The organism is Massilia sp. DJPM01, assembly GCF_030348125.1.
Lineage (GTDB): Bacteria > Pseudomonadota > Gammaproteobacteria > Burkholderiales > Burkholderiaceae_D > Telluria_A > Telluria_A frigida.
In genome coordinates, this window is the sequence record NZ_JAQOZV010000007.1 from 160,292 (window position 1) to 184,394 (window position 24,103).

19 protein-coding genes and 1 pseudogene are annotated in these 24,103 nt (G+C 68.2%); 11 read left to right on the forward strand and 9 right to left on the reverse strand.

Annotation, left to right across the window (positions count from 1 at the left end; all coding sequences use genetic code 11):
* Positions 1-63: 63 nt before the first annotated feature.
* Genes ccoS through PO883_RS07490 form a run of 5 tightly spaced genes read right to left on the reverse strand, consistent with a single transcriptional unit; the run spans position 64 to position 6,509 of the window.
* Positions 64-240: a cbb3-type cytochrome oxidase assembly protein CcoS gene (ccoS, locus tag PO883_RS07470; protein ID WP_289309188.1), complete on the reverse strand. Its 177-nt coding sequence runs from the start codon at positions 238-240 to the stop codon at positions 64-66.
* Entirely contained in the window at positions 241-2,646 is a 2,406-nt protein-coding gene (locus tag PO883_RS07475) for a heavy metal translocating P-type ATPase (protein ID WP_289309189.1), read from the reverse strand.
* Positions 2,643-3,407 (reverse strand): sulfite exporter TauE/SafE family protein, encoded by a 765-nt coding sequence (locus tag PO883_RS07480; RefSeq protein ID WP_289309190.1) that lies wholly within the window; start codon positions 3,405-3,407, stop codon positions 2,643-2,645. Before PO883_RS07480 ends, PO883_RS07475 begins: the two co-directional genes overlap by 4 nt.
* A 10-nt stretch (positions 3,408-3,417) precedes the next feature.
* Positions 3,418-4,836, reverse strand: coding sequence for an oxygen-independent coproporphyrinogen III oxidase (gene hemN / locus PO883_RS07485; RefSeq protein WP_289309191.1), 1,419 nt, complete (start codon positions 4,834-4,836; stop codon positions 3,418-3,420).
* A gap of 38 nt (positions 4,837-4,874) precedes the next feature.
* Positions 4,875-6,509, reverse strand: coding sequence for a PAS domain-containing methyl-accepting chemotaxis protein (locus PO883_RS07490; RefSeq protein WP_289309192.1), 1,635 nt, complete (start codon positions 6,507-6,509; stop codon positions 4,875-4,877).
* A gap of 102 nt (positions 6,510-6,611) precedes the next feature.
* On the opposite strand from PO883_RS07490, the pseudogene PO883_RS07495 reads away from it, so the two are divergent.
* From PO883_RS07495 to PO883_RS07505, 3 genes and pseudogenes are all read left to right on the forward strand, one after another.
* Positions 6,612-6,941 (forward strand): annotated as a pseudogene (locus PO883_RS07495) (sugar ABC transporter ATP-binding protein); the annotation flags it as partial.
* Positions 6,934-7,395: an RbsD/FucU family protein gene (locus PO883_RS07500; RefSeq protein ID WP_289309193.1), complete on the forward strand. Its 462-nt coding sequence runs from the start codon at positions 6,934-6,936 to the stop codon at positions 7,393-7,395. The pseudogene PO883_RS07495 and the gene PO883_RS07500, both read left to right, overlap by 8 nt.
* A complete protein-coding gene (locus tag PO883_RS07505; RefSeq protein ID WP_289309194.1) occupies positions 7,392-7,640 on the forward strand; it encodes a hypothetical protein in 249 nt (82 codons plus the stop codon). Before PO883_RS07500 ends, PO883_RS07505 begins: the two co-directional genes overlap by 4 nt.
* A 217-nt stretch (positions 7,641-7,857) precedes the next feature.
* On the opposite strand, the gene PO883_RS07510 is transcribed toward PO883_RS07505, so the two are convergent.
* Complete coding sequence (locus PO883_RS07510) at positions 7,858-10,548, reverse strand: bifunctional acetate--CoA ligase family protein/GNAT family N-acetyltransferase (protein ID WP_289309195.1); 2,691 nt, start codon at positions 10,546-10,548, stop codon at positions 7,858-7,860.
* A gap of 173 nt (positions 10,549-10,721) precedes the next feature.
* Between PO883_RS07510 and PO883_RS07515 the strand changes: the two genes are divergently transcribed.
* Positions 10,722-11,552 carry a universal stress protein gene (locus PO883_RS07515; RefSeq protein ID WP_289309196.1) on the forward strand — a complete coding sequence of 277 codons (831 nt, stop codon included), beginning with the start codon at positions 10,722-10,724 and terminating at the stop codon, positions 11,550-11,552.
* Here the strand turns inward: PO883_RS07515 and PO883_RS07520 are convergent.
* Positions 11,515-15,546 (reverse strand): response regulator, encoded by a 4,032-nt coding sequence (locus PO883_RS07520; protein WP_289309197.1) that lies wholly within the window; start codon positions 15,544-15,546, stop codon positions 11,515-11,517. The two genes, PO883_RS07515 and PO883_RS07520, sit on opposite strands and share 38 nt — an antisense overlap.
* A 167-nt stretch (positions 15,547-15,713) precedes the next feature.
* Here PO883_RS07520 and PO883_RS07525 point away from each other — a divergent pair, with 167 nt between their 5' ends.
* Both PO883_RS07525 and PO883_RS07530 read left to right on the forward strand, forming a co-directional pair.
* On the forward strand, positions 15,714-16,583 hold the full coding sequence (locus PO883_RS07525; RefSeq protein WP_289309198.1) for an alpha/beta hydrolase: 870 nt from the start codon (positions 15,714-15,716) through the stop codon (positions 16,581-16,583).
* An 83-nt stretch (positions 16,584-16,666) separates the two neighbouring features.
* The gene (locus tag PO883_RS07530; RefSeq protein ID WP_289309199.1) at positions 16,667-17,101 is read left to right on the forward strand and encodes a hypothetical protein; all 435 of its coding nucleotides are present in this window, start codon (positions 16,667-16,669) and stop codon (positions 17,099-17,101) included.
* A 23-nt stretch (positions 17,102-17,124) separates the two neighbouring features.
* On the opposite strand, the gene PO883_RS07535 is transcribed toward PO883_RS07530, so the two are convergent.
* The gene (locus PO883_RS07535) at positions 17,125-17,727 is read right to left on the reverse strand and encodes a PEP-CTERM sorting domain-containing protein (protein ID WP_289309200.1); all 603 of its coding nucleotides are present in this window, start codon (positions 17,725-17,727) and stop codon (positions 17,125-17,127) included.
* Between the two features lie 209 nt (positions 17,728-17,936).
* Here PO883_RS07535 and PO883_RS07540 point away from each other — a divergent pair, with 209 nt between their 5' ends.
* From PO883_RS07540 to kefC, 4 genes are read left to right on the forward strand one after another with little or no spacing between them, the layout of a single operon-like run.
* Entirely contained in the window at positions 17,937-19,106 is a 1,170-nt protein-coding gene (locus PO883_RS07540; protein WP_289309201.1) for a DUF5009 domain-containing protein, read from the forward strand.
* 13 nt (positions 19,107-19,119) lie between these two features.
* Positions 19,120-20,442, forward strand: coding sequence for a glycoside hydrolase family 18 protein (locus PO883_RS07545; protein WP_289309202.1), 1,323 nt, complete (start codon positions 19,120-19,122; stop codon positions 20,440-20,442).
* Positions 20,439-20,996, forward strand: a complete 558-nt coding sequence (locus tag PO883_RS07550; protein WP_289309203.1) for an NAD(P)H-dependent oxidoreductase — start codon at positions 20,439-20,441, stop codon at positions 20,994-20,996. The genes PO883_RS07545 and PO883_RS07550 overlap by 4 nt, the downstream gene beginning before the upstream one ends.
* Positions 20,997-21,021: 25 nt before the next feature.
* The gene (gene kefC / locus PO883_RS07555) at positions 21,022-22,830 is read left to right on the forward strand and encodes a glutathione-regulated potassium-efflux system protein KefC (protein WP_289309204.1); all 1,809 of its coding nucleotides are present in this window, start codon (positions 21,022-21,024) and stop codon (positions 22,828-22,830) included.
* A 70-nt stretch (positions 22,831-22,900) separates the two neighbouring features.
* Here kefC and PO883_RS07560 read toward each other — a convergent pair whose 3' ends face one another.
* Positions 22,901-23,320, reverse strand: a complete 420-nt coding sequence (locus PO883_RS07560; RefSeq protein ID WP_289309205.1) for an L-2-amino-thiazoline-4-carboxylic acid hydrolase — start codon at positions 23,318-23,320, stop codon at positions 22,901-22,903.
* On the opposite strand from PO883_RS07560, the gene PO883_RS07565 reads away from it, so the two are divergent.
* Positions 23,307-24,077, forward strand: a complete 771-nt coding sequence (locus tag PO883_RS07565; RefSeq protein ID WP_289309206.1) for a transposase — start codon at positions 23,307-23,309, stop codon at positions 24,075-24,077. The two genes, PO883_RS07560 and PO883_RS07565, sit on opposite strands and share 14 nt — an antisense overlap.
* Positions 24,078-24,103: the final 26 nt, after the last annotated feature.

The window sequence follows — 24,103 nt, forward strand, 5'->3', positions numbered from 1 at the left end:
TGACAGCAGAAGAGTAAATTTCTGGGGATCAAAAATCCTTGATGTGAATCAAAAACGCCGGAATCATGCAAGATCGTTGCTTGGGGCTTTCTCGACAGGGTCCTCGTCGTCGAGCAGGATGCGCATGCCGGGACCATCGAGGTCGTCGAACTGGCCGCTGTCGGCCGCCCCAAAAAACACCCACACCGCCAGCACGACGATGAACACGCTCAGGGGGACCAATAGATACAAGGATTCCATTCAGGCGCCCTTCATGCGCCGCAGGCGCAGCGCGTTGATGACAACCACGGCGGAACTGAGCGACATGCCGGCCGCCGACAGCCACGGATTGATCAGGCCAAAGGCGGCCGCGGGGATCGCCACGCAGTTGTAGACGCTGGCCCAGGCCAGGTTCTGGCGGATGATCTTGAGCGCGCGCGCCGCGCCCGTGGCGGCATCGTCCAGCGCCGCCAGGCGGTTTGACAACAGCACGCAGTCGGCGCTGAGCTGGGCCAGCGCGGCCCCGCCGCCCATGGCGAACGAGACGTCGGCCGCGCGCAGCACGGCGGCGTCGTTGATGCCGTCGCCGACCATCGCCACCACCGCGCCTGTTGCTTGCAGCTGCTGCACGTAGGCCAGCTTCTGCTCCGGCAGCTGCTGGCCGATGGCGCTGTCGATGCCGAGCGCGGCGCCGGTGCGGCTGACCACCGCCTGGTCGTCGCCGCTCAATAGAATGACGGTCTGGCCACGCGCGCGGAAGCGCCGCACCACCTCGGGCGCATCGGCGCGCAGCGCGTCGGCCAGCTCGAAGCGCGCCAGCACGATGCCGTTGGCGCCCAGGTAGACGTTGCTCACGTCGGGCCAGACCGCCACCGGGGCCGCGCCCGCGTAGCCGTCCCGCCCGAGGCGATAGCGCACGCCGTCGACGACGCCTTCCACGCCCTGCCCCGCTTCGCTGTGCAGCTGGTCCGCACGCAGGCCGCCATCCGCGCCGGCACTGCGGATCGCCAGCGCCAGCGGATGGGCGTTGCCCGCCTCCAGCGCCGCCGCCAGGTGCAGGCAGCGCGCGGCGCTCAAGCCGGCCAGCGGCTCCACGTGGCGCAGCACCGGCCGGCCCTCGGTCAGGGTGCCGGTCTTGTCGAACACGATATGGGTGGCGCGCTGTAGCGTTTCCAGCACGTGCGGCTGCACCACCAGCACGCCGCGCCGCACCAGCGCATCGGTGGCGGCGGCCAGCGCGGTCGGCGTGGCCAGCGACAGCGCGCACGGGCACGACACCACCAGCACCGCGATCGCCACCTGCCAGGCGCGCGCCGGGTCAACCAGTTGCCAGCCGATGAAGACCGCCACCGTCAGCAGCAGCAGCCCCACCACGAACCAGGCGGCCACCTGGTCGGCCCACTGGGCGATCCGCGGCTTGCCCTGGCCGGCTTTTTCCACCAGCTTGACCAGGCGCGCCAGGGTGCTGTCACTGGCCACGCGGGTTACGCGCAGCACGATGGCCTGGGTGGTGTTAATCGCCCCGCCGGGCAGCTCGTCGCCCGGCACGCGTGCCTGCGCGCGGCTTTCGCCCGTCAACAGCGCCAGGTCGACCTCGGTATGCCCTTCGAGGATGATGCCGTCGGCCGCGACCGCGCTGCCCGGTTCGACCAGGATCACGTCGCCCTCGGCCAGGCTGGCGGCGGCCACCATGGTTGCCTGGCGCGAGCCGGGCCACTTGGAGAGCCGCTGGGCCGATGCCGGCAAGGCGCGCTGCAAGTCTTCCAGTGCGCGCGCGGCTTTGCGGCGCGCCATCTGTTCGAGATAGCGGCTGGCCAGCAGCAGGAAGATGAACATCGTCACCGAGTCGTAATACACCTCGCCGCTGCCGCGCAGGGTGGCCAGCACGCTCGCGCCGAATGCGGCGCCGATGCCGAGCGCCACCGGCAGGTCCATGCCCGGCATGCGCGCGCGCAGGCTGGCCCAGGCCCCGCGGAAAAACGGCTGGGCCGAATACAGCACCGCCGGAATGGTCAGCAGCAGCGAGGCCCACTGCATCAGCGCCGCCATCGGCGCGTCCATGGTGCCCTCGTCGGCAATGTAGGCCGGCAGCGCGTACATCATCACCTGCATCATCGACAGGCCGGCCACGAACAGCTGGCGGAACTGCTTCTTGCGCTTGCGTTCGAGCTGGGCGCCGTGCTGCGCCGCTTGGTAGGGATAGGCGGTGTAGCCGATCCCGCGCAGGGCCTGGACGATGTCGCTTGGTTTGCACAGCGCAGCGTCCCATGTCATGTGCAGGCGCTCGGTAGCCACGTTGAGCTGGGCTTCGCGCACGCCCGGCAGGCGCGCCAGGCGCCGTTCGATCAGCCACACGCAGGCGGCGCAGCGGATGCCGTCGAGCGAAAACACGCCCTCGCGCGACTCGCCCGCAGTGGCTGGAACGGCGCTGTCGTACAGCGCCAGTTCGGGCGGCACCAGGTCCACGCCCTCGGCGCGGTCGGCGAACACGCTGCGGGTGCGGTAGTAGTCGGCCAGGCCGGCCTCGACGATGCCGTGCGCGACCGCTTCGCAGCCCGGGCAGCACATCGGGCGCGGCGCGCCATCGATGCGCACCGACCAGGTGGTGCCAAGCGCCACCGGCAGCCCGCAGTGGTAGCAGGCGGCGGTGAATGGCTGCGCGCTCAATGCACGCCTCCCGTGATGCACAGCGCGTCGAGCCAGCCAGCCTGCCCGCCCATGGCTGCGCGCGCAAGGCCCAACAGGCCAAAGGCCAGCACCAGGGTGCCGGCGCCGATCCGTACCGCGCGCTTTTGCAGCGCCGCGCGCAGGCGCTCGCCCGCCATGCCCATGGCCAGCAGCATTGGCAAGGTGCCCAGCCCGAAGGCCAGCATCACGATCGCGCCCTCGGCGCCGGATCCGGTAAACATGGCTGTCATCAGCATACTGTACACCATCCCGCACGGCAGCCAGCCCCACAGGGCGCCCAGCGCCAGCATCTTGAGCGGATGATCGAGCGGCATGATGAAACGCATCAGGGGGCGCGCACGCTGCCACAAGAGCTGCCCCAGCGTTTCCAGCGCCGCCAGGCCGCGCCAGGCGTCCATCAGGTACAGGCCGAGGATCACCAGCATCAGGTTGGCCAGCCAGTAGCCGCCCGCCTGCAAGGCGGTCAGCCCGGCCAGGGTGCGCGCGCCGCCCGCCAGGCCACCGGCCAGCGCGCCGGCCAGCATGTAGCTGCCGATGCGGCCCGTGTTATAGGCCAGCACGCGCAGCGCGCCTTCGGCCGGGGCGCGCACGGTCATGACCGCGACCGGAAACGGCCGCGCCGCTGCGCTGGGTGCGGGCACGGATGAAAACGCGCCGACGATCCCGCCGCACATGCCGACACAGTGGACGCTGCCGAGCAGCCCCACCGTGAACACCGGAACCAGGTTCAATACGCTCACGCCTGCCCCGTCAGATCGTCCGCGAGTAGCGCGGCACCGGAGCGGCCTGCTGAAGGTAGCGGTCGAACACCATGCACACATTGCGGATCAGGAAGCGCCCTTTCGGCGTCACGCTGAGCCATTCTGGGCCGATGCTCACCAGGCCGTCGCTCTCGAGTACCTTGAAGCGCTCCAGTTCATCCGCGAAGTAGCTGGCGAAGGCGATCGGGAACGCCTGTTCGACGGATGGCATCGACAGCTCGAAATCGCACATCAAGGTCTGGATGATGGTGCGGCGCAGGGCATCGTCCATGGTCAGGCGGATGCCGCGCGCGACCGGCAGTTCGTTCTTGTCGATCAGGCCATAGTAGGCGTCGAGCGTCTTGACGTTCTGGCTGTAGGTGGCGGCCACCGCGCTGATGGCCGACACGCCGCACGACACCAGGTCCATGTCGGCATGGGTCGAATAGCCCTGGAAATTGCGGTGCAGGCGGCCCTGGCGCTGGGCCACGGCCAGGTCGTCCTCGGGCTTGGCGAAATGGTCCATGCCGATGTACACATAGCCGGCCTGCTCCAGCCGGCGAATCGACCGGCCGAGCATGTCGAGCCGCTCGTCGGCGCTCGGCATGTCCGCTTCGTTGATGCGGCGCTGCGGCTTGAACAGGTGCGGCATGTGCGCATAGTTATACAGGGCGATGCGGTCCGGGTCGGCCTTGATCACCTTCTGGATCGTCTGCGTCATGCTCGCCACGCTCTGCTTGGGCAGGCCGTAAATGAGGTCGATGCTCACCGAGCGGAAACCGGCCTCGCGCGCGGCGTCGATGACGGCCTGGGTTTCGGCCTCGGGCTGGATGCGGTTGACCGCCGCCTGCACCGCCGGATCGTAATCCTGCACCCCCAGGCTGACCCGGTTGAAGCCCTGGCGGCGCAGGCTGAGCACGCGCTCGCGCGAGACCGTGCGCGGGTCGATTTCGATCGAATACTCGCCCGTGCCGTCGGGGGCGAACTGGAACCAGCGGTGCAGGTGCTCCATCAGTTCTTCCATCTGGGCGTCGGTGAAGTAGGTCGGGGTGCCGCCGCCCAGGTGCAGCTGCTCGACCTGGTTCATGCCGGCGAACAGCCTGCCCTGCATCTCGATTTCGCGTTTCAGGTAGCCCAGGTAGGTCACCGCCTTGTCGTGGTTCTTGGTGACGATCTTGTTGCAGGCGCAGTAGTAGCATACCGATTCGCAGAACGGAATGTGCAGGTACAGCGAGAGCGGCTTGACCGAGCCGCGCGTGCGCAGCCCGGCCACCGCCTGCAGGTAGTCGCGGTAGCCGAAGGCTTCGCTGAAACGGTCGGCGGTCGGATACGAGGTGTAGCGCGGACCGTTCTGGCTCAGCTTGCGGATCAGGTCGGGATCGAAATCGATGGGACGCGCATTAGTGATGGGGATAACGTTATGCAGCATGATGGTGGGCTCCTGGCTATGGGGACCGAGTGTAGGGATCAGGGCTCGCGAAATCCTTGACCTGCATCAAAAACGGCTGAGTCGGCGCGGCCTGGCCTCTGGGGGCGCGGCCGGCGCCCCCGGCTTTCGCCGCCGAACTGGAACACTGCGATCGCCTGCGCCAGGTTCTCCGCTTGCCCGGCCACACTGGCGGCGGCGCCGGCCGATTCCTCGACCAGCGCGGCGTTTTGCCGGGTGATCTGGTCCAGCTGCGCCACGGCCTCGTTAACCTGGGCGATGCCGCTCTTTTGCTCCACGCTGGCACGCGTGATGTCGCTCATGATGCTGGTGGCGCGCTGCACCGAGTCGACCACCCCGGCCATGGTGCCGCCGGCTTCCTCGACCAGGCGGTCGCCGTTCCTGACCTTGGCGACCGAATCCTCGATCAGGTGCTTGATGTCGCTGGCGGCCGCCGCCGAGCGCTGGGCCAATGCCCGCACTTCGCCCGCCACCACGGCAAAGCCGCGTCCCTGCTCGCCGGCGCGCGCCGCCTCGACGGCGGCGTTGAGCGCCAGGATGTTGGTCTGGAAGGCGATCCCGTTGATCAAACTGATGATATCGACAATCTTGGCGGCCGATTCACTGATCTGGCCCATGGTCGCACCCACCTCGGCCACCGCCTGGCCACCCTTGCCTGCGATCGACGATGCCGACAGCACCAGCTGGTCGGCCTGCAGCGCGCGCGCCGCGTTCTCGCCCACGGTGACGGCAAACTGCTCCATGCTGACGGCGGTTTGCTCCAGGCTGGACGCCTGCGACTCGGTGCGCGTGGCCAGGTCGGCGTTGCCGACGGCGATCTCGCGCGTGGCCACGCCGATCGAGGCCACGTTCGAGCGCACGTCGCCGATGATGGCGCGCAGGTTGAGCGTCACCTGGCGCAGGCCGCGCAGCAGCTGGCCCATGTCGTCGGTACGCGCGTTGGCGCACACGAAGGACAGGTCGCCGCCGGCCAGCGCCTGCACCGCCTCGGCGGCCTGGCGCATGGGGATGACGATGGCGCGCCGCAGCGCCACCCAGCCGCCCAGCGCCAGCAGCGCGCCGAACCCGCCCAGCGCGGCCAGCACGGCGCTGCCGGACGCCCCGCCGACGCCCGCCAGCAATGCCGCGAGCGACGCCATCATGATCCCGATCCGTACCCCGATCGGCAGGTGCAAGACGGTGCGCAAACGCGCGGCGATGCCGGTGCGCACGCCTGCGCCGTCGACGATGGCCAGGCCATCGGCCCGCCCTTCCTTGAAGCGCTGGTACAAGGCGCCGGCGCCCTCGATCTGTGCGCGCGTGGGACGGGTGCGCACCGACATGAAGCCGGCCACCTGGCCGTTTTCCTTGACCGGCGTGACGTTCGCCACCACCCAGTAAAAGTCGCCGTTCTTGCGCCGGTTTTTCACCAGCCCGGTCCAGGGACGGCCCTCCTTCATGCTGCGCCACAGGTCGGCGAAGGCCTCGGCCGGCATGTCTGGATGGCGCACCAGGTTGTGCGGCTTGCCCAGCAACTCTTCCTCGGCAAAGCCGCTGACCTCGATGAAGGAGGCGTTAACATAGGTGATGATGCCCTTGGTGTCCGTCTTCGATACGATGGACTGGCCTTCGCGCAGTTCGTATTCGATCCCTGTTACCGGCAGATTATTGCGCACGGAGATACCCCTTTTGCCCTAAAGCATTAATTTGATAGAGAGAGTCTAGGGAGCTTGGAGGCTGAAATCCTTGATTTGCATCAAAAACGGCCGGGCGGCAGGGGCGGCCAGCGCCAGGGGGTGGCAGTGGCGCACAGCACCGCCTTCGCGCGGCACGTGGTGATCCTGGACGAGCCGACGGCGGCCCTGGGCGTCAAGGAAGGCAATATGGTGCTCGACATGATACGCCGGGTGCGCGAGCGCGGCCTGCCGGTGATCCTGATCAGCCATAACATGCCGCACGTGTTCGAGATTGCCGACCGCATCCATATCCAGCGGCTGGGCAAGCGCGTGGCGGTGGTCGACCCGCGCCACATCAGCATGTCCGACACGGTGGCGGTGATGACCGGCGCCAGGGAACCGGGCGAGCTGGCGGAGCTGGCCCATGCTTAAGAACATCGATCCGCTCCTGAGTCCCGAGCTGCTGAAGGTGCTGGCCGAGATGGGCCATGGCGACACCGTGGCCGTGGTCGACGCCAACTTCACCGCCACCACCCTGGGCCGCGGCAAGCCGGTGGTGCGCCTGCCCGGCGTTGGCCTGGTGCGCACCTGCGCCGCCGTGCTGTCGGTGTTCCCGCTCGACCTGCCCGGCCGGCCGGTCGCCTTCATGGCGGTCGGGGACCAGCCGCCGCACTATCGCTCGCCCTTGCAGCAAGACGTCATCGCCCTGTGCGCCAGCGCGGCCCAGGCCGGACCCGGGCAATGCCAAGCGGTCGAACGCTTTGCCTTCTACGACCTGGTGAAACGGGCCTACGCCATCGTGCAGACGGGGGAAATGCAGCCTTATGCCAATTTCCTGTTCAGCAAAGGCGTGCTCGCCGCCGCCCCCCATCAGGCGCCGCCATGATCGTCACCTTCGGCGCAGCTACAGTGGGCTGCGGCGATTGCTTCCTGGCGGGCCTGGTCGCCAGCCTGGCCGGCCAGGACCTGCTGTCGGCCGCTGCGCTGGACCGGGCCACGGCGCCGGCGCTGGAACAGGCGGGACGCTACGCCGCCGCCGTCGCCAGCCTGAACGCAATGCGTGAGGGCTGCGATCCGCCATCCAGGGCGGAGCTGGAGGCCTTCCCGCGGCAGGTCGGGCGCGCCGCGTGATGCCTGCCATGTGGCCAGCCTGGCGATGCGGGTGTTGTGGCGCGCCGCCATTGGCCGGCGCAACGATTTTCGAGACGTCCTGACAACGAGAACCGGCAGCACAAAGGGCGTTTCCTCGCACCGCTCCTCCGGCGCAGGCAGGCTGTCATTGAGCCTATCGTCATGCACCACACGCGTCCCGACACATGGACGCTGCGCTTCCCCGCCCCCGCTCCGCTCACAAGGGCAGGCGCATGTGAATGGAACCATCCTCGGTCGACTTGCTCACCGCGAAACCGAGTTTACGCGCCAGCTTGGCGATGCGGGTGTTTTGCGGCAGCGCTTCGCCGACGATCTCGCGCGTGCCGCGGCTGCGGCAGTAGTCGATCAGCTTTTCCATCAGCAGCTGCCCCAGCCCGTGGCCCTTGAGGTCGGAGCGCACCGTGACCGCGAATTCGGCCTCGATGTTATCCGGATCGCACACCACGCGCGCCACGCCCAGCGTTTCGCTGGCGCCGTCCGGCCCCGGACGGGTGGCGATGAAGGCCATTTCGCGGTCATAGTCGATCTGGGTGAAGCGCGCCAGCTGCGAGGGGTTCAGTTCGCGCACCCGCACGAACATGCGGTAGCGCACATCGTCGTCGCTCAGGGCGTTGAAGAAGGCCACGTGGGCCGCGCCATCCTCGGGACGGATCGGGCGCAGCAGCAGCGACTCGCCCTGCCAGTCGATGCGCTCTTCCAGCTCGTGCGGATAGGGCCGGATCGCCAGCCGGTCGAGCGTGCTGGCCGAATGGTCGGCGATGGCCACCCGCATGCGCGCGTCGAGCGCCAGCGCGCCGTCGCTGTCGACCAGCAGCGGATTGATGTCCAGTTCCACCAGCTCCGGCAGGTCGGCCACCATGTGCGAGATCCGCATCAGGGTGGCGATGATGGCGTCCATGCTGGCCGGCGGCCGGTTGCGGTAGCCGGCCAGCAGTTTGGCCACGCGCGTGCGCGAAATCAGGTCGCGCGCCAGCACCACGTTCAGCGGCGGCAGCGCCACCGCGTGGTCGGCCGTCACCTCGACCGCGATGCCGCCCTGCCCGAACAGGATCACGGGGCCGAACACCGGGTCGGTGGCCACCCCGACAATCAGTTCGTGCGCATCCGGACGGCGCGCCATCTGCTGCACCGAAAAGCCTTCCAGGCGCGCATCCGGCTGCAATTGCGCCAGGCGCCGGTTCATGCGCTGGGCCGCCGCGCGCACGGCAGTTGCGTCTTCCAGGTCGAGCACCACCCCGCCCATGTCGCTCTTGTGGGTGATATCGGGCGAGAGGATCTTGAGCGCCACCGGGTAGCCGATCGCGTTCGCCGCCGCCACCGCTTCCTCGACCGAGGCCGTGCTGCGCGTCTGCACCACGGCCACGCCATAGGCGGCCAGCACCGCCTTGGTTTCCGGCTCGCTGAGCAAGGTGCGTCCCTCGGCCAGCGCCTTGTGCACCAGCGCGCGCGCCGCCGCGGGGTCGGAGGCGGGGTCGGCTACCGCTTCGTCGCAGGCGGCCGGCGGCACCTGCATCAGCAGGTCCTGGTTGCGCCGGTACTGCACGATCTGCAGATAGGCGCTGACCGCTTCCTCGGGCGTGCCGAAGCTGGGAATGCCGGCCTCGGTGAAGATCGCGCGCGCCTCGGCCACGGCGTCGCCGCCCAGCCAGCAGGCCAGGATGTTGCGCGAGGATGCCTTGGCAATCGGCGCGATCGCGCGCGCGATGTCCGCGCTGGGCACGATCGCGGTCGGCGCGTGGATGAACAGGATGGCGTCGGCCTGCGGGTCTTGCAGCAGGATGTTGAGGGCGTCGACATAGCGCTGGGCCGGGGCGTCGCCGATGATGTCGACCGGGTTGGCGCGCGACCAGGTCGACGGCAGCACCGCGTCCAGCCGGGCCACGCTGTCGGGCGCAAGCTGCGCCATGCTGCCTTTGCCGCATACCACGGCGTCGGTTGCCATCACGCCCGGGCCGCCGCCATTGGTCAGGATCACCAGGTTCTCGCCGAACAGCGGGCGCGCATGCGCCAGCGTGGCCACGGCGGCGAACAGGTCTTCGGTACTGAGTACGCGCAGCATGCCGGCGCGCCGGATGGCGGCGTCGTACACGTCGTCGGAGCCGGCCAGCGCGCCGGTGTGCGAGGCAGCCGCCTTGGCGCCTTCGGCCACCCGCCCGGCTTTGAGCACCAGGGTCGGCTTGCTGCGCGCGGCGGCGCGCGCGGCCGACATGAATTTGCGCGCGTGGCGCACGTCTTCCATGTACAGCAGGATGGCGCTGGTGTGCGGATCGCTGGCCAGGTAGTCGAGCAGGTCGCCGAAATCGATGTCGGCGCTGTCGCCCAGCGAGATGAACTTGGAAAAGCCGATCCCGCGCGACTTGGCCCAATCGAGCACGCCGGTCACCAGTGCGCCCGATTGCGAGACGAAGGCAATCTTGCCGGGCAGCGCGCCGGTGTGGGCGAAGCTGGCGTTCAGGCCGATGCCGGGCACCAGCAGGCCGACGCAGTTCGGTCCCAAGAGGCGCAGCGTGTAGGGCCGGGCCGCGTCCAGCGTGGCTTGCCTGAGGGTGCGGCCCTGGCCGTCGTGCAGCGCGTTCAGGCCGGCGGTCAGGATGATGGCCGCGCGCGTGCCCGCTTCGCCCAGCTGGCGCACCAGGCCCGGCACCGTGGCCGGCGGGGTGCAGATGATGGCCAGGTCGGGCGCCGCCGGCAAGGCCGATACGCGCGCGTACACGCGCAGCCCGGCCAGGTTGTCGTACTTGGGATTGACCGGATAGACCGCGCCGGTAAAGCCGCCCTCGATGACGTTGCGCAGCACGGTCGCGCCGACGCTGTTGGGACGCGCCGAGGCGCCGATGATGGCGACCGAGCGCGGCGCAAACAGCTGATGCAAATTCCTGACGCTCATGGTGATCCCTTTTGATTGTGCCTGACGATGGGCGCACAGCGTAGACGGCCCTGCCGCAGCCGCGCTTGATGTGCATCAAATTAAACAAAACAAAGGTTTGCGCAGGCCGGACAACGCTGGACGGACGCCGTGCCAGGGCCTACGCTGGAGTATCCAAGCCAACAGGAGCCGCCATGCCGTACAAGACCATCCTCGTCCACGCCGATCATTCGCGCCACGCCGAAGCGCGCCTGCGCGCCGCCACCACCGTGGCGGCGGACTGCAACGCCCATCTGGTGGGCGCGGCCATGAGCGGCGTGTCGCGCTATATCTACCAGGATGGCGGCACCGACCTGATGCAGACGGTGCTGGCCAGCCACATGGAAGAATTGAACCGGCGCGCCAACGCCGCCCTCGACCAGTTCGAGCGGGCCGCCGCCGGCGCCGCCGTACGCTCGTTCGAGCGGCGCCTGGTCGACGACGAACCCGGCGCCGCGCTGGCGCTGCAGGCGCGCTATGCCGACCTGGTGGTCCTGAGCCAGTCCGACCCGGACGATCCGGTCGCGCGCATGACGCCCGGCCTGCCCGAATACGTCATGCTGGCCAGCGCGCGCCCGGTGCTGGTGGTGCCGCATGCCGGCCACTTTCCCGTCATCGGCAGCGAAGCGCTGGTGGCGTGGGATGCCAGCAGCGCCGCCACGCGCGCGCTGGCCAACGCCCTGCCCCTGCTCAAGCGCGCGCGCCGGGTCACGGTGGCGGTATTCAATCCGGACGACGCGCACGGCCAGCAGCCGGGCGCCGACATCGCCCTGTACCTGGCGCGCCACGGCATCAATGCCGAGGTCATGGCCCAGCACACCAGCATCGATATCGGCGAAGCGCTGCTGTCGCTGGCGGCCGATGTCGACGCCAACCTGATCGTCATGGGCTGCTACGGCCATGCGCGCGTGCGCGAACTGCTGCTGGGCGGGGTGACCGCCACCATCCTCAAGTCGATGACGGCGCCGGTACTGATGTCGCACTAGCGCTGGCGCCTTCCTGCTGCGCCAGCCACTCGCGCCCCGCGTCCACCGCCGCGTCGAGTTCACGCGCGGCGCGCAGGAACAGGGCCGCGGTGTCGCCGGCCGGCTCGCCCTTGAGCGACTGTTCCAGCTCCAGCGAGGCGGCCGCGAAGCGCTTGGCGCCCACGCTGCCGATCCCGCCGCGCAGCGAATGCAGCACCATGGCCGCCTCAAGGTCGCGCCCGGCGTCCCAGTGCACCCGCGCCTGGTCGAACTGCTGGTGGCCTTCGCCCACCACGCGCCGCACCAGGTTGGCGACCGCCGCCAGGTGCTCCGGATTGCCCCTGGCGATCTCGATCAGGGGTCCCAGGCGCAGCACCGGCAGGGCCGGCGCGCCAGCGGCGGCAGCCACCCCGGCCGGCGCCGGCGCGCGCGCGCGCTCCAATCCCGGCAGGTGGCGCACGATGGTCGAGAGCATCTCGCCGACCTCGATCGGCTTGGCGATGACATCGTTCATGCCGGCGTCGGCGCAGGCGCGCCGCTCCGATTCGGTCACGCCGGCCGTCAGCGCCAGCACCGGCAAGCTCAGGCGCAGGCCGGCGCGGATGCGGCGCGCGGCCGCGTAGCCGTCCATCACCGGCATCTGGATATCCATCAGCACCAGGTCGTAGGCGCCCGGATTGGCGGCCAGCCGCGCCAGCGCCAGCTGGCCGTTGCCGACGATGTCGAGGCGCGCGCCCACGCTCTCCAGGATCCCGCGCGCCACCACCTGGTTCAGTTCATTGTCTTCGGCCAGCAGCAGGCGCACCCCATCGAGGCGCACCGTGCTGGCGGCGCCATTGAGGGCCGCCAGCGCGCCGGCCGGACGCGCCGCGGCCTGGGTGCGCAGCACCAGCACTTCGTGCATGGTGTCGAACAGGCTGGAACCGGTCACCGGTTTGCTCAGGATGGCGTCGGCCTGGCCGGCGGCGTCGCTTTCCATCAGCTTGCCGCGCCCGTAGGCGTTGACCATCAGGGCGATCGGCAGGCGATCGGCAGGCATGCGTTCGCGCAGCGCGCGCATGGTGGCCGCGCCATGCATGTCCGGCATCTGCCAGTCCAGCAGCACCACGTCGTAGTGGCGCTGCACGGCGGCGGCGCGCGCCACCATCTCGAGCGCCTCGGCGCCCGACCCGGCCACCTCGGCTTCCCAGCGCCAGCCGGCGATGGTCTTGGACAGGTAGTCGCGGCTGGTGGCGTTGTCGTCCACCACCAAGAGGCGCAGGCTGCCCAGCGGCGTCTCGGGCGCGCCCGCCCCGTCCTGCTCGGGCGCCACCCGCAGCGGCAGGCTGACCACGAATTCGCTGCCGCGTCCCGGCGCGCTATCGAGTTCGATGCTCCCTTTCATCATGTCGGTCAAGTGCTTGGAAATGGTCAGCCCCAGGCCGGTGCCGCCGAAGCGCCGCGTGGTCGACGAATCGCCCTGGGTGAACGGCGTAAACAGGCGCGCCTGCTGCGCTTCATCCATGCCGATCCCGGTGTCGCGCACGCGGATGCGCAGCACGATCCCGTCGTCCTCGCGCGCCGCCACGTCCACCAGCACGCTCACTTCGCCGTGCTCGGTGAACTTGATGGCGTTGCCGGCCAGGTTGACCAGCACTTGCTGCAGGCGCAGCGCGTCGCCCACCAGCGCGCGCGGCACGTCCGGCTCGACCCCGATCGCCAGGTCCAGGTCCTTGTCGCCGGCCGACACGCTCATGATATCGGCCACTGCCGCCAGCACTTCGTCCAGGTCGAAGCGCGCCTCGGCCAGTTCCATGCGCCCGCCCTCGATCTTGGAAAAGTCGAGGATGTCGTTCATGATCCCCATCAGCGACTGGCCCGAACTCCTGATCATGTCGAGGTATTTGCGCTGCTCGGCTTTCAGGTCGGTGTGTCCCAGCAGGTAGGTCATGCCGAGCACCGCGTTCATCGGGGTGCGCAGTTCGTGGCTCATGTTGGCCACGAATTCGCCCTTGGCGCGGCTGGCCGCCTGGGCGCGGTCGCGCTCGAGTTCGAGTTCGGTGGCGCGCGCCGCGATCTCGCCGGCCAGGCGGCGCCGCTCGCTGATGTCGCGCACGAAGGCGTTGGCCACGTAGCCGTCGGCGACGTGGAAGGCGGCCACCGACATCTCGATCGGGATTTCGCGCCCGTCGCGGCACAGGGCGACCACTTCGATCCGGTTGTTGATGACCGGGCCGCTGCCGCTGCGGGTAAATTGCAGGAAGCCCGCTTCGTGGGCCGCGCGCTGGGCCGGCGGGATGATCAGTTCCGACAGGCGCCGCCCGATCGCTTCGGCCGCGCTCCAGCCGAAGGTGCGCTCGGCCTCGGTATTCCAGTCGGTGATGCAGCCATCGACCCCGAGCGCGATGAAGGCATCGTTCGAGTTCTCCAGGATCACCTTGATGCGGCGCTGCTCGCGCACCAGCTGGGCCAGCAGCGGGCGCACCTGGATCAGCAGCATCGAGGTGCCGACGCCGATCAGGGCCACCAGCATCAGCATCAGGCTGTTGGCCTTGTTGCGCAGCGGCAGGTAGACGGTGTCGAGATTGTTCTTGACCACCACGCCCAGGCCGAACTCGCGGATCGGGGTGTAGGCGGCAAACACGGCCACGCCGCGCAGGTCGCGCGTGACCGTCACCCCGGTGCGCCCCAGCAACGCTTCGTTGATCGGCAGGTTGACCTTGCCATCCGGCTTGAACATGGGAATGCGGAAGGTGCCGGGATAAAAGCGGGTCGGCGCGCACAGCGCATCCTTGCCGTCCAGGCTGCACAGCAGCACGTCGGACGAGGGGCTGTCGGCGCGGATGGCGGCCAGCAGGCGGTCGATGATCGGCAGTTGCTGTTCCGCCAGCATGCGTCCGATCACGCGCCCGCCGTCGCGCACCTCGTTCTCGGTGGCCAGCACGTAGCTGCCGCGCCACAGCAGGCGCGCGCGCTGGCCGCTGGCGGCCAGCGGCTGCACCGCGCCCGCCCCCGGCTCGGCGAACACGCCGCTGGCGGCCAGCACCCGGCCATCGAGGCTCTCGAAGCGCAGCGCGCTGATGCCGGCGTTCATGAAGCTTTCGGCCGCCTGCAGCAGGGCGGCGCGCGTGGCCGGATCGTCGCCGCCGGCAGCCAGGCGCGCCACCGGCCCCTTCACCGCGGGCCGGTTGGCGATGGTGCGCGGGAACCACAAGCTCGTTTCGAGCGAGTTGCCGACGGTGGCGGCGCTGCTGGCGGCCGCCAGGCGCATATTGTCGGCGATCGATTCCTCGTAGCTGTCGCGCATGGCGGCGAAACCGGCCGCGCCGGCGCTCACGGCCACCAGCGCCACCACCGCAATGGCGCGCGCGGTGATGCGTTTTTCATTGTCGGGAATGGCGCCGCGCACGGCGACGGTGTTGCGCAGCGACCACAGGCCCAGCCCGAGCACGCTCATGCCGACCGCGGTCGGGGTGACCATGGCATTGTAGGCCGCCACGCGGTACAGCACTTCGAGCTTGAGGAAGTAGCCGGCCAGGGCCGCCAGGCCGATCCCGGTCACGCCGGCCGCACAGCAGGTGAGCAGGCTGGCCTGGCGCCGGCTGCGGCGCGCCAGCCGCACCAGGCGCAGGGCGATCCCGGCCAGCAGGAAGCCGATGCAGGTATTCGGCGCCATGCGTCCCGGATGGGGGTTGCTGGCGGTGGGCGCGGTGGGCACGCGCACGAAGTCGATGCCCAGGTCCAGGCCGCTGATGTGTTCGACCAGCACCAGCGCCGGCAGCACCAGCAGCAGCAGTGCACAGGCGTGCCAGAGCGGCATATGCCAGGATTGGCGGCGCGCGCGCGGCAGCACCAGGCAGCAGCACACGCCGGCGGCGATGAACAGGAGCGGGCTGTTGATGCCCATCTGGACCGAGCCCGGGATCAGGGTGGCGATCATCTTGCTGCCGGTAATCCAGCGCATCGCCACAAGCGTGCCCAGCAGGCCGACGAACAGGCCGGCGGTTTGCTCGGCCGAAAAGACGAATTTTTTCATTGGAAAGCCTGGCTGCGGACTGGCAAAGGTTACCACAGGCAAAAGCCCATCGCCATCGGCTCGGATCGTTGTATTCCAGCCACGCGTATTGATGAGATCGTACCGCCGGGCTTGATGCAGGTGCCGCTGCGTCGCGTCGGCGCCGGAACCCGGTTAAACTGATGCCTATGAACAATTCCAGAAAAGTCGCCGGCGTGGCCGGCATCGTCAGCGTGCTGTGGGTGGGCGTGACGGCCGCCATCGCGGCCAGCCAGCGCCGGCTGGTCTTCAACCCGACCGTCAAGCGCGAAGTCGACAATCCGCGCAGCAGCGGCCACCGCACCCGCGCCATCGTGCTGCGCGCGCGCGACGGCACCAAGCTGTCGGGCTGGCTGATGACGCCCCAGATTCCGGGTCCGCACCCGGCCGTGGTGTATTTTGGCGGACGCTCGGAAGAAGTGTCCTGGGTGGTGCGCGACGCCGGCAAGCTGTTTCCCGGCATGGCGGTGCTGGCCATCAATTATCGCGGTTACGGCGATTCGCACGGCGAACCGGCCGAAGCCCATATGGTCGAGGATGGCCGCCTGCTGTTCGACTGGCTGGCCGAGCGCGCCCACGTCGACCCGGAGCGGGTGGCGGTGGTCGGGCGCAGCCTGGGCTCCGGGGTGGCGGTGCAGGTGGCGCTGGAGCGCCCGGTCCATTCGCTGGTGCTGATCACGCCCTACGATTCGATCTTGGCCATCGCCAAGCGCAAATTCCGGGCGGTGCCGGTCGAGTATGTGCTGCGCCACCGTTTCGAGTCGGTCAAGTACGCCTCCGCGCTGACCGCGCCCACCTACGTGCTGCGCGCCGCGTTCGACGATATCGTGCCGCATTCGCACACCGACCTGCTGGTGGCCCAGCTGGGCCAGCTGCACCTGGACGAAACCGTGCCCGATTCGGACCACATGAACATTCCCTACCTGGAAACGACCCAGGAGCGCATCGCCGCCTTCCTGAGCACGCGTTTTGCCCAGCCGTCCGGGGCCATCCCGCTGGCTGCCGCCCTGCCCGCGTAGCAAACACGGCTGCGCGCGGCATGCGCATATGATGGGGTGCGTGCCGGCCTGTCTTTCTGGCGGTCCGGCCTAGGGAGCCCATCATGATCGAGCGTGAACAAAGCAGCCAATTCCAGCAGATGGAAACCATGGCCCCGCGCCTGCGCCAGGCGTTCTGCTCGCTGACCGGGGCGCACGCGGTATTCCAGGAGATGGGCGCGCTGCGCGCGATTTCGGTGCCGGACCAGTTCGACGACGACAGCATCGAAGCCACCTTCAACGGCGTGCGCATCAAATTCCAGATGCTGCCCATTTGCGGGGCCGACCGCCGCCCACGCGCGCGCGTGGTGTGCATGTATTGCCATTGCACCTACGGCGAGCCGGCACAAGTCTTGCTGGGCGCCTTCACCTTCGGCCCGGATGGCATGACCGACCTCGATCCCGATGTGGAAGGCAATTTTCCGCGCATGGATGCGGATGCGCCGGCGATCGTGCTGCGCTACCTGGAAGCGGCCATCGACGCCAACCGGACGCTATAGGCCGGCGCCCGGCGGCATTCCTCTCAGCGCCGGCGCCGCGCCAGTACCAGTCCCAGCAGCGCCGATCCGGCCAGGGCCAGGCTGCCCGGTTCCGGCACCGGGGTAGGCGGCACCACGTTTTCAAAGCGCAGGTTGTCGAGCGCCAGCGCGCCGTTGACGACCGGCAAGGTACGGAACACCACGCGGTCAAAGCCGGACAGGAATTCGACGCCGATGAACGAGCCGTCGTCGCCGTCGCCGCCGGTATCGAAGAGGGCACTGCCGACCAGGGTATTGCCGAGATAAGCATCGATGAACGTGTCATCTTCCGGATTGGTGCTCACGTCCGCGCCCAGCCGGGTGATCGCCGAGGAAAACAGGATGCTGCCGTCGATGTTGGGCGAGCCATCGACGTACTTGAGCGCCACCCGGCTCGGCGGCGCCGGCGAGGTGGCAAACACATCCAGGTTGAAATTGACGAAGCGCACGCCCAGCGCCGCGTACTGGCTGTCGATGGGGCCGGCGACGGCATTCTCGAAATCGATCACGGTCGGGGCGGAAAAGCCGCCGGCGCCGATCACGCCGGCCTGGGCCGCGCCGGCCAGGGTCAGCGCCAGGCCAGCCGCCGTAGTCATTTTGCCTATCATATGTTCTCCATATTTATTATGAAAAAACCATACCGGCATCAAGCAATATGCGTACCCACACCAAGTAGTCCATCTTTTCAGCGACTTAGCGCAACACTAAGGGTTTCTCCCGACGCGGCTGTAAAGAATGCCGACATGGCCGGTGATATAATCTTGTCTTCCGGACAGCGCCCCCGACTGGCGGATTCGACAACCTACTCCCAGCGCCCATGCCCGTCCCGTTCAACGACCTGCCCCGGCAACGCATCGTCTCGCTCGACGCCTTTCGCGGCCTCACCTTCGTACTCATGCTTTTCGTCAATTTCCTGGCCGGCGCGCGCGGCCTGCCCGCCTGGCTGCTGCATGCCGATGGCGCGGCTGACGGCATGGGGCTGGCCGATATCGTGTTTCCCGGCTTCCTGTTCGCGCTCGGCATGTCGATTCCCTTCGGCGTGCACAGCCGCATCGCGCGCGGCGACGGCGCGCTGCGGGTGTTCGGGCACACGGCCTGGCGCGCACTGGCCCTGATCGTGATGGGGGTGTTCATGGTCAATGCCGAATCCGGCTACAGCGAGCAAGCCATGCACATGCCGATCGCAGCCTGGTCGCTGGCGTTTTACGCGGCCGTGCTGCTGGTGTGGGGCGTGTACCGCTTCGACAACGCCCTGCTCAACCATTGCCTGCGCGCGGCCGGCGTGGCGCTGCTGGCGGCGCTGGCCCTGGCCTGGCGCGGCGCCGACGGGGTCAGCATGATGACGCCGCAATGGTGGGGCATTCTCGGCCTGATCGGCTGGGCCTATCTGGCCGCCGCCGTGCTGTACCAGCTGGCGCGCGGCCAGCGCACCCTGCTGCTGGGCGCCATGCTGGCCTGCCTGAGCCTGTATATGCTGAGCACCCGCAGCGGCACCGGCACGGCGCTGGCGGGCCACGCCATCCACAGCCTGATCGTGCTGTCCGGGCTGGTGTGCACGCTGCTGTTTTTCGACGGCCAGCGCGGCGCCGCGCTGCGCTTGCGCCAGGGCGCCATGTTCGCGGCCGCGCTGGCGGCGGCGGCCTGGCTGCTGCACCGCTGGTACCCCATCTCGAAGATCGGCGCCACCCCGCCCTGGGCTTTATACTGCGGCGCACTGTGCGTGGCGCTGTTCGCCCTGCTGTACTGGCTGGTGGAAGTGCGCGCGGCGCGCCGCTGGACCGTTCTGGTCGAACCGGCCGCGACCAGTCCGCTGATCACCTATCTGCTGCCGTTCGCGATCGGCGCCGTGATCAGCCTGGCCGGGGCCCACTTGCGCCCCGCCCTGGTCGAAGGCAATAGCGCGCTGCTGAGCGGGGCCGTGTTTACGGCCATGATCGTGCTGGTGGTTGCGCGCCTGAACATACATAATTGCAAGCTGAAAATTTAAGCAAGGAGGAACGATGTCCCACATTACCCGCATGAGCCCGCTGACCTGTACCCTGGCCCTGGCCGCCGCCTTCGGGGCCGGCACCGCGCATGCCGCCGGGCCGGTCCAGGTCGGCTCTTACTACACCGCCTGGAGCACCGAGCAAGGCTTTCGCCTGAAACAGCTGGACCAGGCCGGCGTGGCAGGCCGCTTCACGTTCCTGAACTACGCTTTCGCCAATCTGTACAAGATGCCGGACAATACCTACCGCTGCGATAGCGGGCGCGACATCAAGGATGCGGGCGATGGCGCCGGCATGCGCGCCACGCTCGACTACGCGCATCATTTCGGCGCCGGCGAATCGGTCGACGGCAGCGCCGATGGCCCGGCCCAGCCGCTGGCGGGCAACTTCAACCAGTTGCGCCAGCTCAAGGCCAAGCATCCCAAGCTGAAAGTCATGCTGGCCATCGGCGGCGCCGAATGGTCGCGCTGGTTCTCGGCCGGCGCCGCCACCGCGCCGCTGCGGCGCGCGCTGGTCGCGTCCTGCATCGACCTGTACATCAAGGGCGACCTGCCGCTGCTGAACGGGCATGGCGGCAAGGGCGCCGCGGCCGGCGTGTTCGATGGTTTCGACATCGACTGGGAGTATCCGGGCGTGCCGCTGATGGCGTACAACACCATCAGCCCCTCGGACAAGCAGAATTTCACCCTGCTGCTGGCCGAGTTCCGCACCCAGCTCAATGCGCTGGGCAAGAAGCAGCGCAAGAAATACTATCTGACGGCGGCCGTCAACAGCGGGGCCAAGACTACCGACGCCACCGAACCGGACAAGTACGCCAGGTCGCTCGACTGGATCAACCTGATGACCTACGATTTCAACGGCGGCTGGAACAAGCAGGGCCCGACCGGCTTTCACTCGAACCTGTACCCCGATCCGGGCAGCCCCGACACCGACAAGCAGAGCGTCCACAGCGGCGTGCAGCGCTTCTTGAAGGCGGGCGTGCCGGCCAAGAAACTGGTCATCGGCGTGCCCTTCTACGCGCGCGGCTGGAGCGGCGTGCCGCCGGTGCGTTATGGCCTGTACCAGGGCGCGGGCGCCCCGGCGCGCGGTTTCGAGGAAGGTACCGAAAAATACTCGACCCTCGCCGCGCGCAAGACGCCCAAGTTCTACCATCCGGTCAGCAAGCAGTTGTGGACTTACGATAACGGCATTTTCTGGACCTACGACGACCCGCTGGTGATCAAGGAAAAGGCCGCCTACGTGCGCGACAACCGCCTGGGCGGCATGATGTCGTGGGCGCTGGACCAGGACGACGCCGGCTTTGCGCTGTCCAAAGCCATGCTTGAGGCGCAGTGACGGGCGGCCTCCCCGCGCAGGTGCGCAAGGTGCTGGTGATGTTCGCGCACGCGGCGCCGCAGCGCTCGCGCGTGAACCGGCGCCTGGTCGAGGCGGCGCGCAGCGTGCCCGGGGTCGAGCTGGTCGACCTGTACGATACCTACCCCGATTTTTACATCGACGTGGCGGCCGAGCAGGACCAGCTGGCCGACGCCGCCACCCTGGTGCTGCTGCATCCGGTCCAGTGGTATGGCATGCCGGCCCTGCTCAAGGAATGGGTCGACATGGTGCTGGTGCCCGGCTGGGCCTATGGCGCCGGCGGCACTGCGCTGCAGGGCAAGGGCTTGTGGCTGGTGACGTCGACCGGCAGCCCGGCCGAGGCATATGCCCCGGGCGCCGCGCACGGCTACCCGTTCGAGGCGTTCTTGCCGCCCTATCGCCAGATCGCCGCCCTGTGCGGCATGGACTGGATCGATCCGCACATCCTGCACGCCGCCCATCAATCGAGCGAGGCGGCGCTGGACGCCCACGTCGACGCCTTTGTCGCCCGCCTGACGGCGCTGGCCAGCGCCTGAATCCCCCTTAGAAAGCTTCGCAACGATGGAACACGGTTTGCTGCTTAACGCACTGATCTACCTGGCGGCGGCGGTGATTGCCGTACCGATCGCCAAAAAACTCGGCCTGGGCGCGGTGCTCGGCTACCTGCTGGCCGGCATCGCCATCGGCCCCTGGGGGCTGGGCCTGATCGGCGAAGTCGAAGATATCCTGCACATTTCCGAATTCGGGGTGGTGCTGCTGCTGTTCGTGATCGGCCTTGAACTCGAGCCGAAGCGCCTGTGGTCGATGCGGCGCGCCATCTTCGGGCGCGGCGCGGCCCAGGTACTGGGCGTGAGCGGCGCCCTGTGCGTGGCCGCCATGCTGGCCGGGGTCGACTGGAAGGTGGCGCTGATCGCCAGCCTGGGCCTGTCGCTGTCGTCGACCGCGATCGCCCTGGCCACGCTGGACGAGCGCAACCTGATGACCACCCCGACCGGCTCGGCCAGCTTTGCCATCTTGCTGTTCCAGGACATGGCCGCGATTCCCATGATCGCCGTGGTGCCGCTGCTGGGCGTGGCCGCCGCCGAAGGCAGCGAACAGGGCTGGCTGGGCATGCTCAAGGTGGTCGGCGTCATCGGCGGCCTGATTTTCGCGGGGCGGCACCTGGTGCGCCCGCTGCTGCGCATCATCGTCAAGACCGGCCTGCGCGAGATTTTTACCGCCTTCGCGCTGCTGCTGGTGATTGCCATCGGGCTCTTGATGCAGTGGGTCGGCATGTCGATGGCGCTGGGCGCCTTCATGGCCGGCATGCTGCTGGCCGATTCCGAATACCGCCACGCGCTCGAGACCGACCTGGAGCCGTTCAAGGGCTTGCTGCTGGGGCTGTTTTTCATCGCGGTCGGGATGTCGGTCGACTTCGGCGTGTTCATGGCGCAGCCGTGGCTGATTTTGGGCCTGGTGACGGCGTTCTTGTGCATCAAGATCGCCGTGTTGTACGGCATCAGCAAGCTGGCCGAGATTCCGCGCAGCCAGCAGGCGCTGTTCGCCTTCATCCTGTCGCAGGGTGGGGAATTTGCCTTCGTGGTGTTCGGCGCGGCCGAGGCGGCCAAGGTGTTTTCCGCCGAGGTGGCCTCGATGCTGGTGGTGGTGGTGGCGCTGTCGATGGTGGTCACGCCGCTGCTGCTGATCGTGCACGACCGCCTGATCGCGCCGCGCTACCGGGCCGACAAGAAACGCCAGGCCGACAAGATCGCGCCCAACGACGCGCATGTGATCATTGCCGGCTTCGGGCGCTTCGGCCAGATCGTCGGGCGCCTGTTGACCGCCAACGGCGTCAAGCTGACCGTGCTCGACCACGACCCCGACCAGATCGACCTGGTGCGCCGCTTCGGCAGCGAAGTATTTTATGGCGATGTGACCCGGGTCGACCTGCTGCACGCGGCCGGTGCGGCGCGCGCGCGGGCGCTGGTGGTGGCGGTCGACGATATCGACGACAGCCTGAAGCTGGTCGATGCCGTGCGGCGCGAGTTTCCCAAGCTGAAAATCATGGCGCGGGCGCGCAATGTGACCCACTATTTCGATCTGCGCGACCGCGGCGTGACCATCATCCAGCGCGAAACTTTCGAGGCGGCGCTGATGCTGGGGCGCGACGTGCTGCACGAACTCGGGTTCGGCGCTTACCAGGCGCGCCAGGCGGCCAGCAAGTTCCGCATGTTCAACCTGCGCAGCCTGGACAAGATGTATCCGTATTACAAGGACAAGGAGCAGTTCCTGTCGGTGGCCAAGCAGGCGCGCGAGGAACTGGAAGCCATGTTCGCGATGGATGCGGAGTTGGCCGACTCGGAACAGCCCGCTGGCTGGGAAGGCAGCTGAGGCCGGGGACCGGCTGCGCGCGCGCGTCGTGCGCCCACGTGGCGCCACGCGCTCCCGGCGCTGGCCGGTTTCATGATTCCGGGTCCGGCGCCAACCGCGAGAACCGGAAATTGCAGTGGTGCGCGCCCCCGGCCAGGGTTTGCGTCCTCTCCAGGCGGATACCGCGCGTTGCATAGGCAACGAAATCGAGTCCACAAATGTTGGGCAAGATTTCTTTATCTCCATGGCAAGCGGCGAACTTGCAAAAGCCACAGGCTGTGTAGTTGATGCCGAATTCAAAGGTGTCGCCCGGACCCGGCTCGACTACATCGTAGACGAAATCGTCCGGAAAGGCTTGCCGGTGGCTTGCCGTGGCGCTGTTTGCCGCTTGCTCGCGCAGCAAGGTCCGGTTGGCCGACGACATGAATTGCTGCCCCGAGGCGAGCCGTTCCGCTTCGAGCACGGTGAGCAATTGCGCCTTGTAGGTGTCGCGCTCGATGTCGCCGAGCATCTGCGCCGCGCCGGTGCTCAACGCCGACGAATCGGGCCTGCGCGTGGCCGGCAGACTGCACTGGCTGCACATTGCCGCCAGCGAGACGCTAACATGGTACGGCGTGCATGCTAAACGGGGCCTGGAAGCGATCGAGGCGCATGGCATCCTGCCCAAGCGTCTGGGCGTGCTGGTGCACGATTGCAGGGCCCCGTATTGGCGGCTTGACGACGCCGTTCACGCCTTGTGCAATGTCCACCTGTTGCGCGAACTGCTATACGTGAAAGACATCACGGGCCAGCAATGGCCCGAGTCGATGATGCAATTGCTGCTCAACGCCAATCGGGTTTGTACGGCGGCGCGGCACCAACAGCGTTCGCTCGGCGCTGACGATGTGGCCGCCTTCCGCACTGTGTACGACGCGTTGGTGCGTGAAGGCGAAGCGCTCCATCCCGAAACCTTGCAGTCGCCGGGCCAGCGCGGCCGCGGCAAACAATCGGTCCCGGCTAATCTGCTGCGCCGCTTTCGCCTGCACGCCAACGCGGTCCTAGGTTTCATCAGCGATCCGGCCGTGCCGTTCACCAACAACGTCGGCGAGCGCGCCGTGCGCATGCCCAAGGTCAAACAGAAAATATCGGGCTGCTTCCGCACACTCGCCGGTGCCGAGCACTTCTGTGTCATCAGCTCCTGTCTCGACACGTTGCGCAAGCAAGGCCACAGCATGCTCGCCGTGCTGCGACGCGCCTTCGCCGGCAACCCTATCCCGCTAACTGCTTAGCTGCTGAACAGTCACAATGCAACTTG

Coding starts and splice junctions, on each gene's coding strand:
- PO883_RS07545 (WP_289309202.1), top strand. CDS start 19,120: ATGTCCCACATTACCCGCATGAGCCCGCTGACCTGTACCCTGGCCCTG.
- PO883_RS07520 (WP_289309197.1), bottom strand. CDS start 15,546: ATGAAAAAATTCGTCTTTTCGGCCGAGCAAACCGCCGGCCTGTTCGTC.
- kefC (WP_289309204.1), top strand. CDS start 21,022: ATGGAACACGGTTTGCTGCTTAACGCACTGATCTACCTGGCGGCGGCG.
- PO883_RS07560 (WP_289309205.1), bottom strand. CDS start 23,320: ATGCTCGGCGACATCGAGCGCGACACCTACAAGGCGCAATTGCTCACC.
- hemN (WP_289309191.1), bottom strand. CDS start 4,836: ATGCTGCATAACGTTATCCCCATCACTAATGCGCGTCCCATCGATTTC.
- PO883_RS07530 (WP_289309199.1), top strand. CDS start 16,667: ATGATCGAGCGTGAACAAAGCAGCCAATTCCAGCAGATGGAAACCATG.
- PO883_RS07535 (WP_289309200.1), bottom strand. CDS start 17,727: ATGATAGGCAAAATGACTACGGCGGCTGGCCTGGCGCTGACCCTGGCC.
- PO883_RS07500 (WP_289309193.1), top strand. CDS start 6,934: ATGCTTAAGAACATCGATCCGCTCCTGAGTCCCGAGCTGCTGAAGGTG.
- ccoS (WP_289309188.1), bottom strand. CDS start 240: ATGGAATCCTTGTATCTATTGGTCCCCCTGAGCGTGTTCATCGTCGTG.
- PO883_RS07510 (WP_289309195.1), bottom strand. CDS start 10,548: ATGAGCGTCAGGAATTTGCATCAGCTGTTTGCGCCGCGCTCGGTCGCC.
- PO883_RS07525 (WP_289309198.1), top strand. CDS start 15,714: ATGAACAATTCCAGAAAAGTCGCCGGCGTGGCCGGCATCGTCAGCGTG.
- PO883_RS07515 (WP_289309196.1), top strand. CDS start 10,722: ATGCCGTACAAGACCATCCTCGTCCACGCCGATCATTCGCGCCACGCC.
- PO883_RS07540 (WP_289309201.1), top strand. CDS start 17,937: ATGCCCGTCCCGTTCAACGACCTGCCCCGGCAACGCATCGTCTCGCTC.
- PO883_RS07505 (WP_289309194.1), top strand. CDS start 7,392: ATGATCGTCACCTTCGGCGCAGCTACAGTGGGCTGCGGCGATTGCTTC.
- PO883_RS07565 (WP_289309206.1), top strand. CDS start 23,307: ATGTCGCCGAGCATCTGCGCCGCGCCGGTGCTCAACGCCGACGAATCG.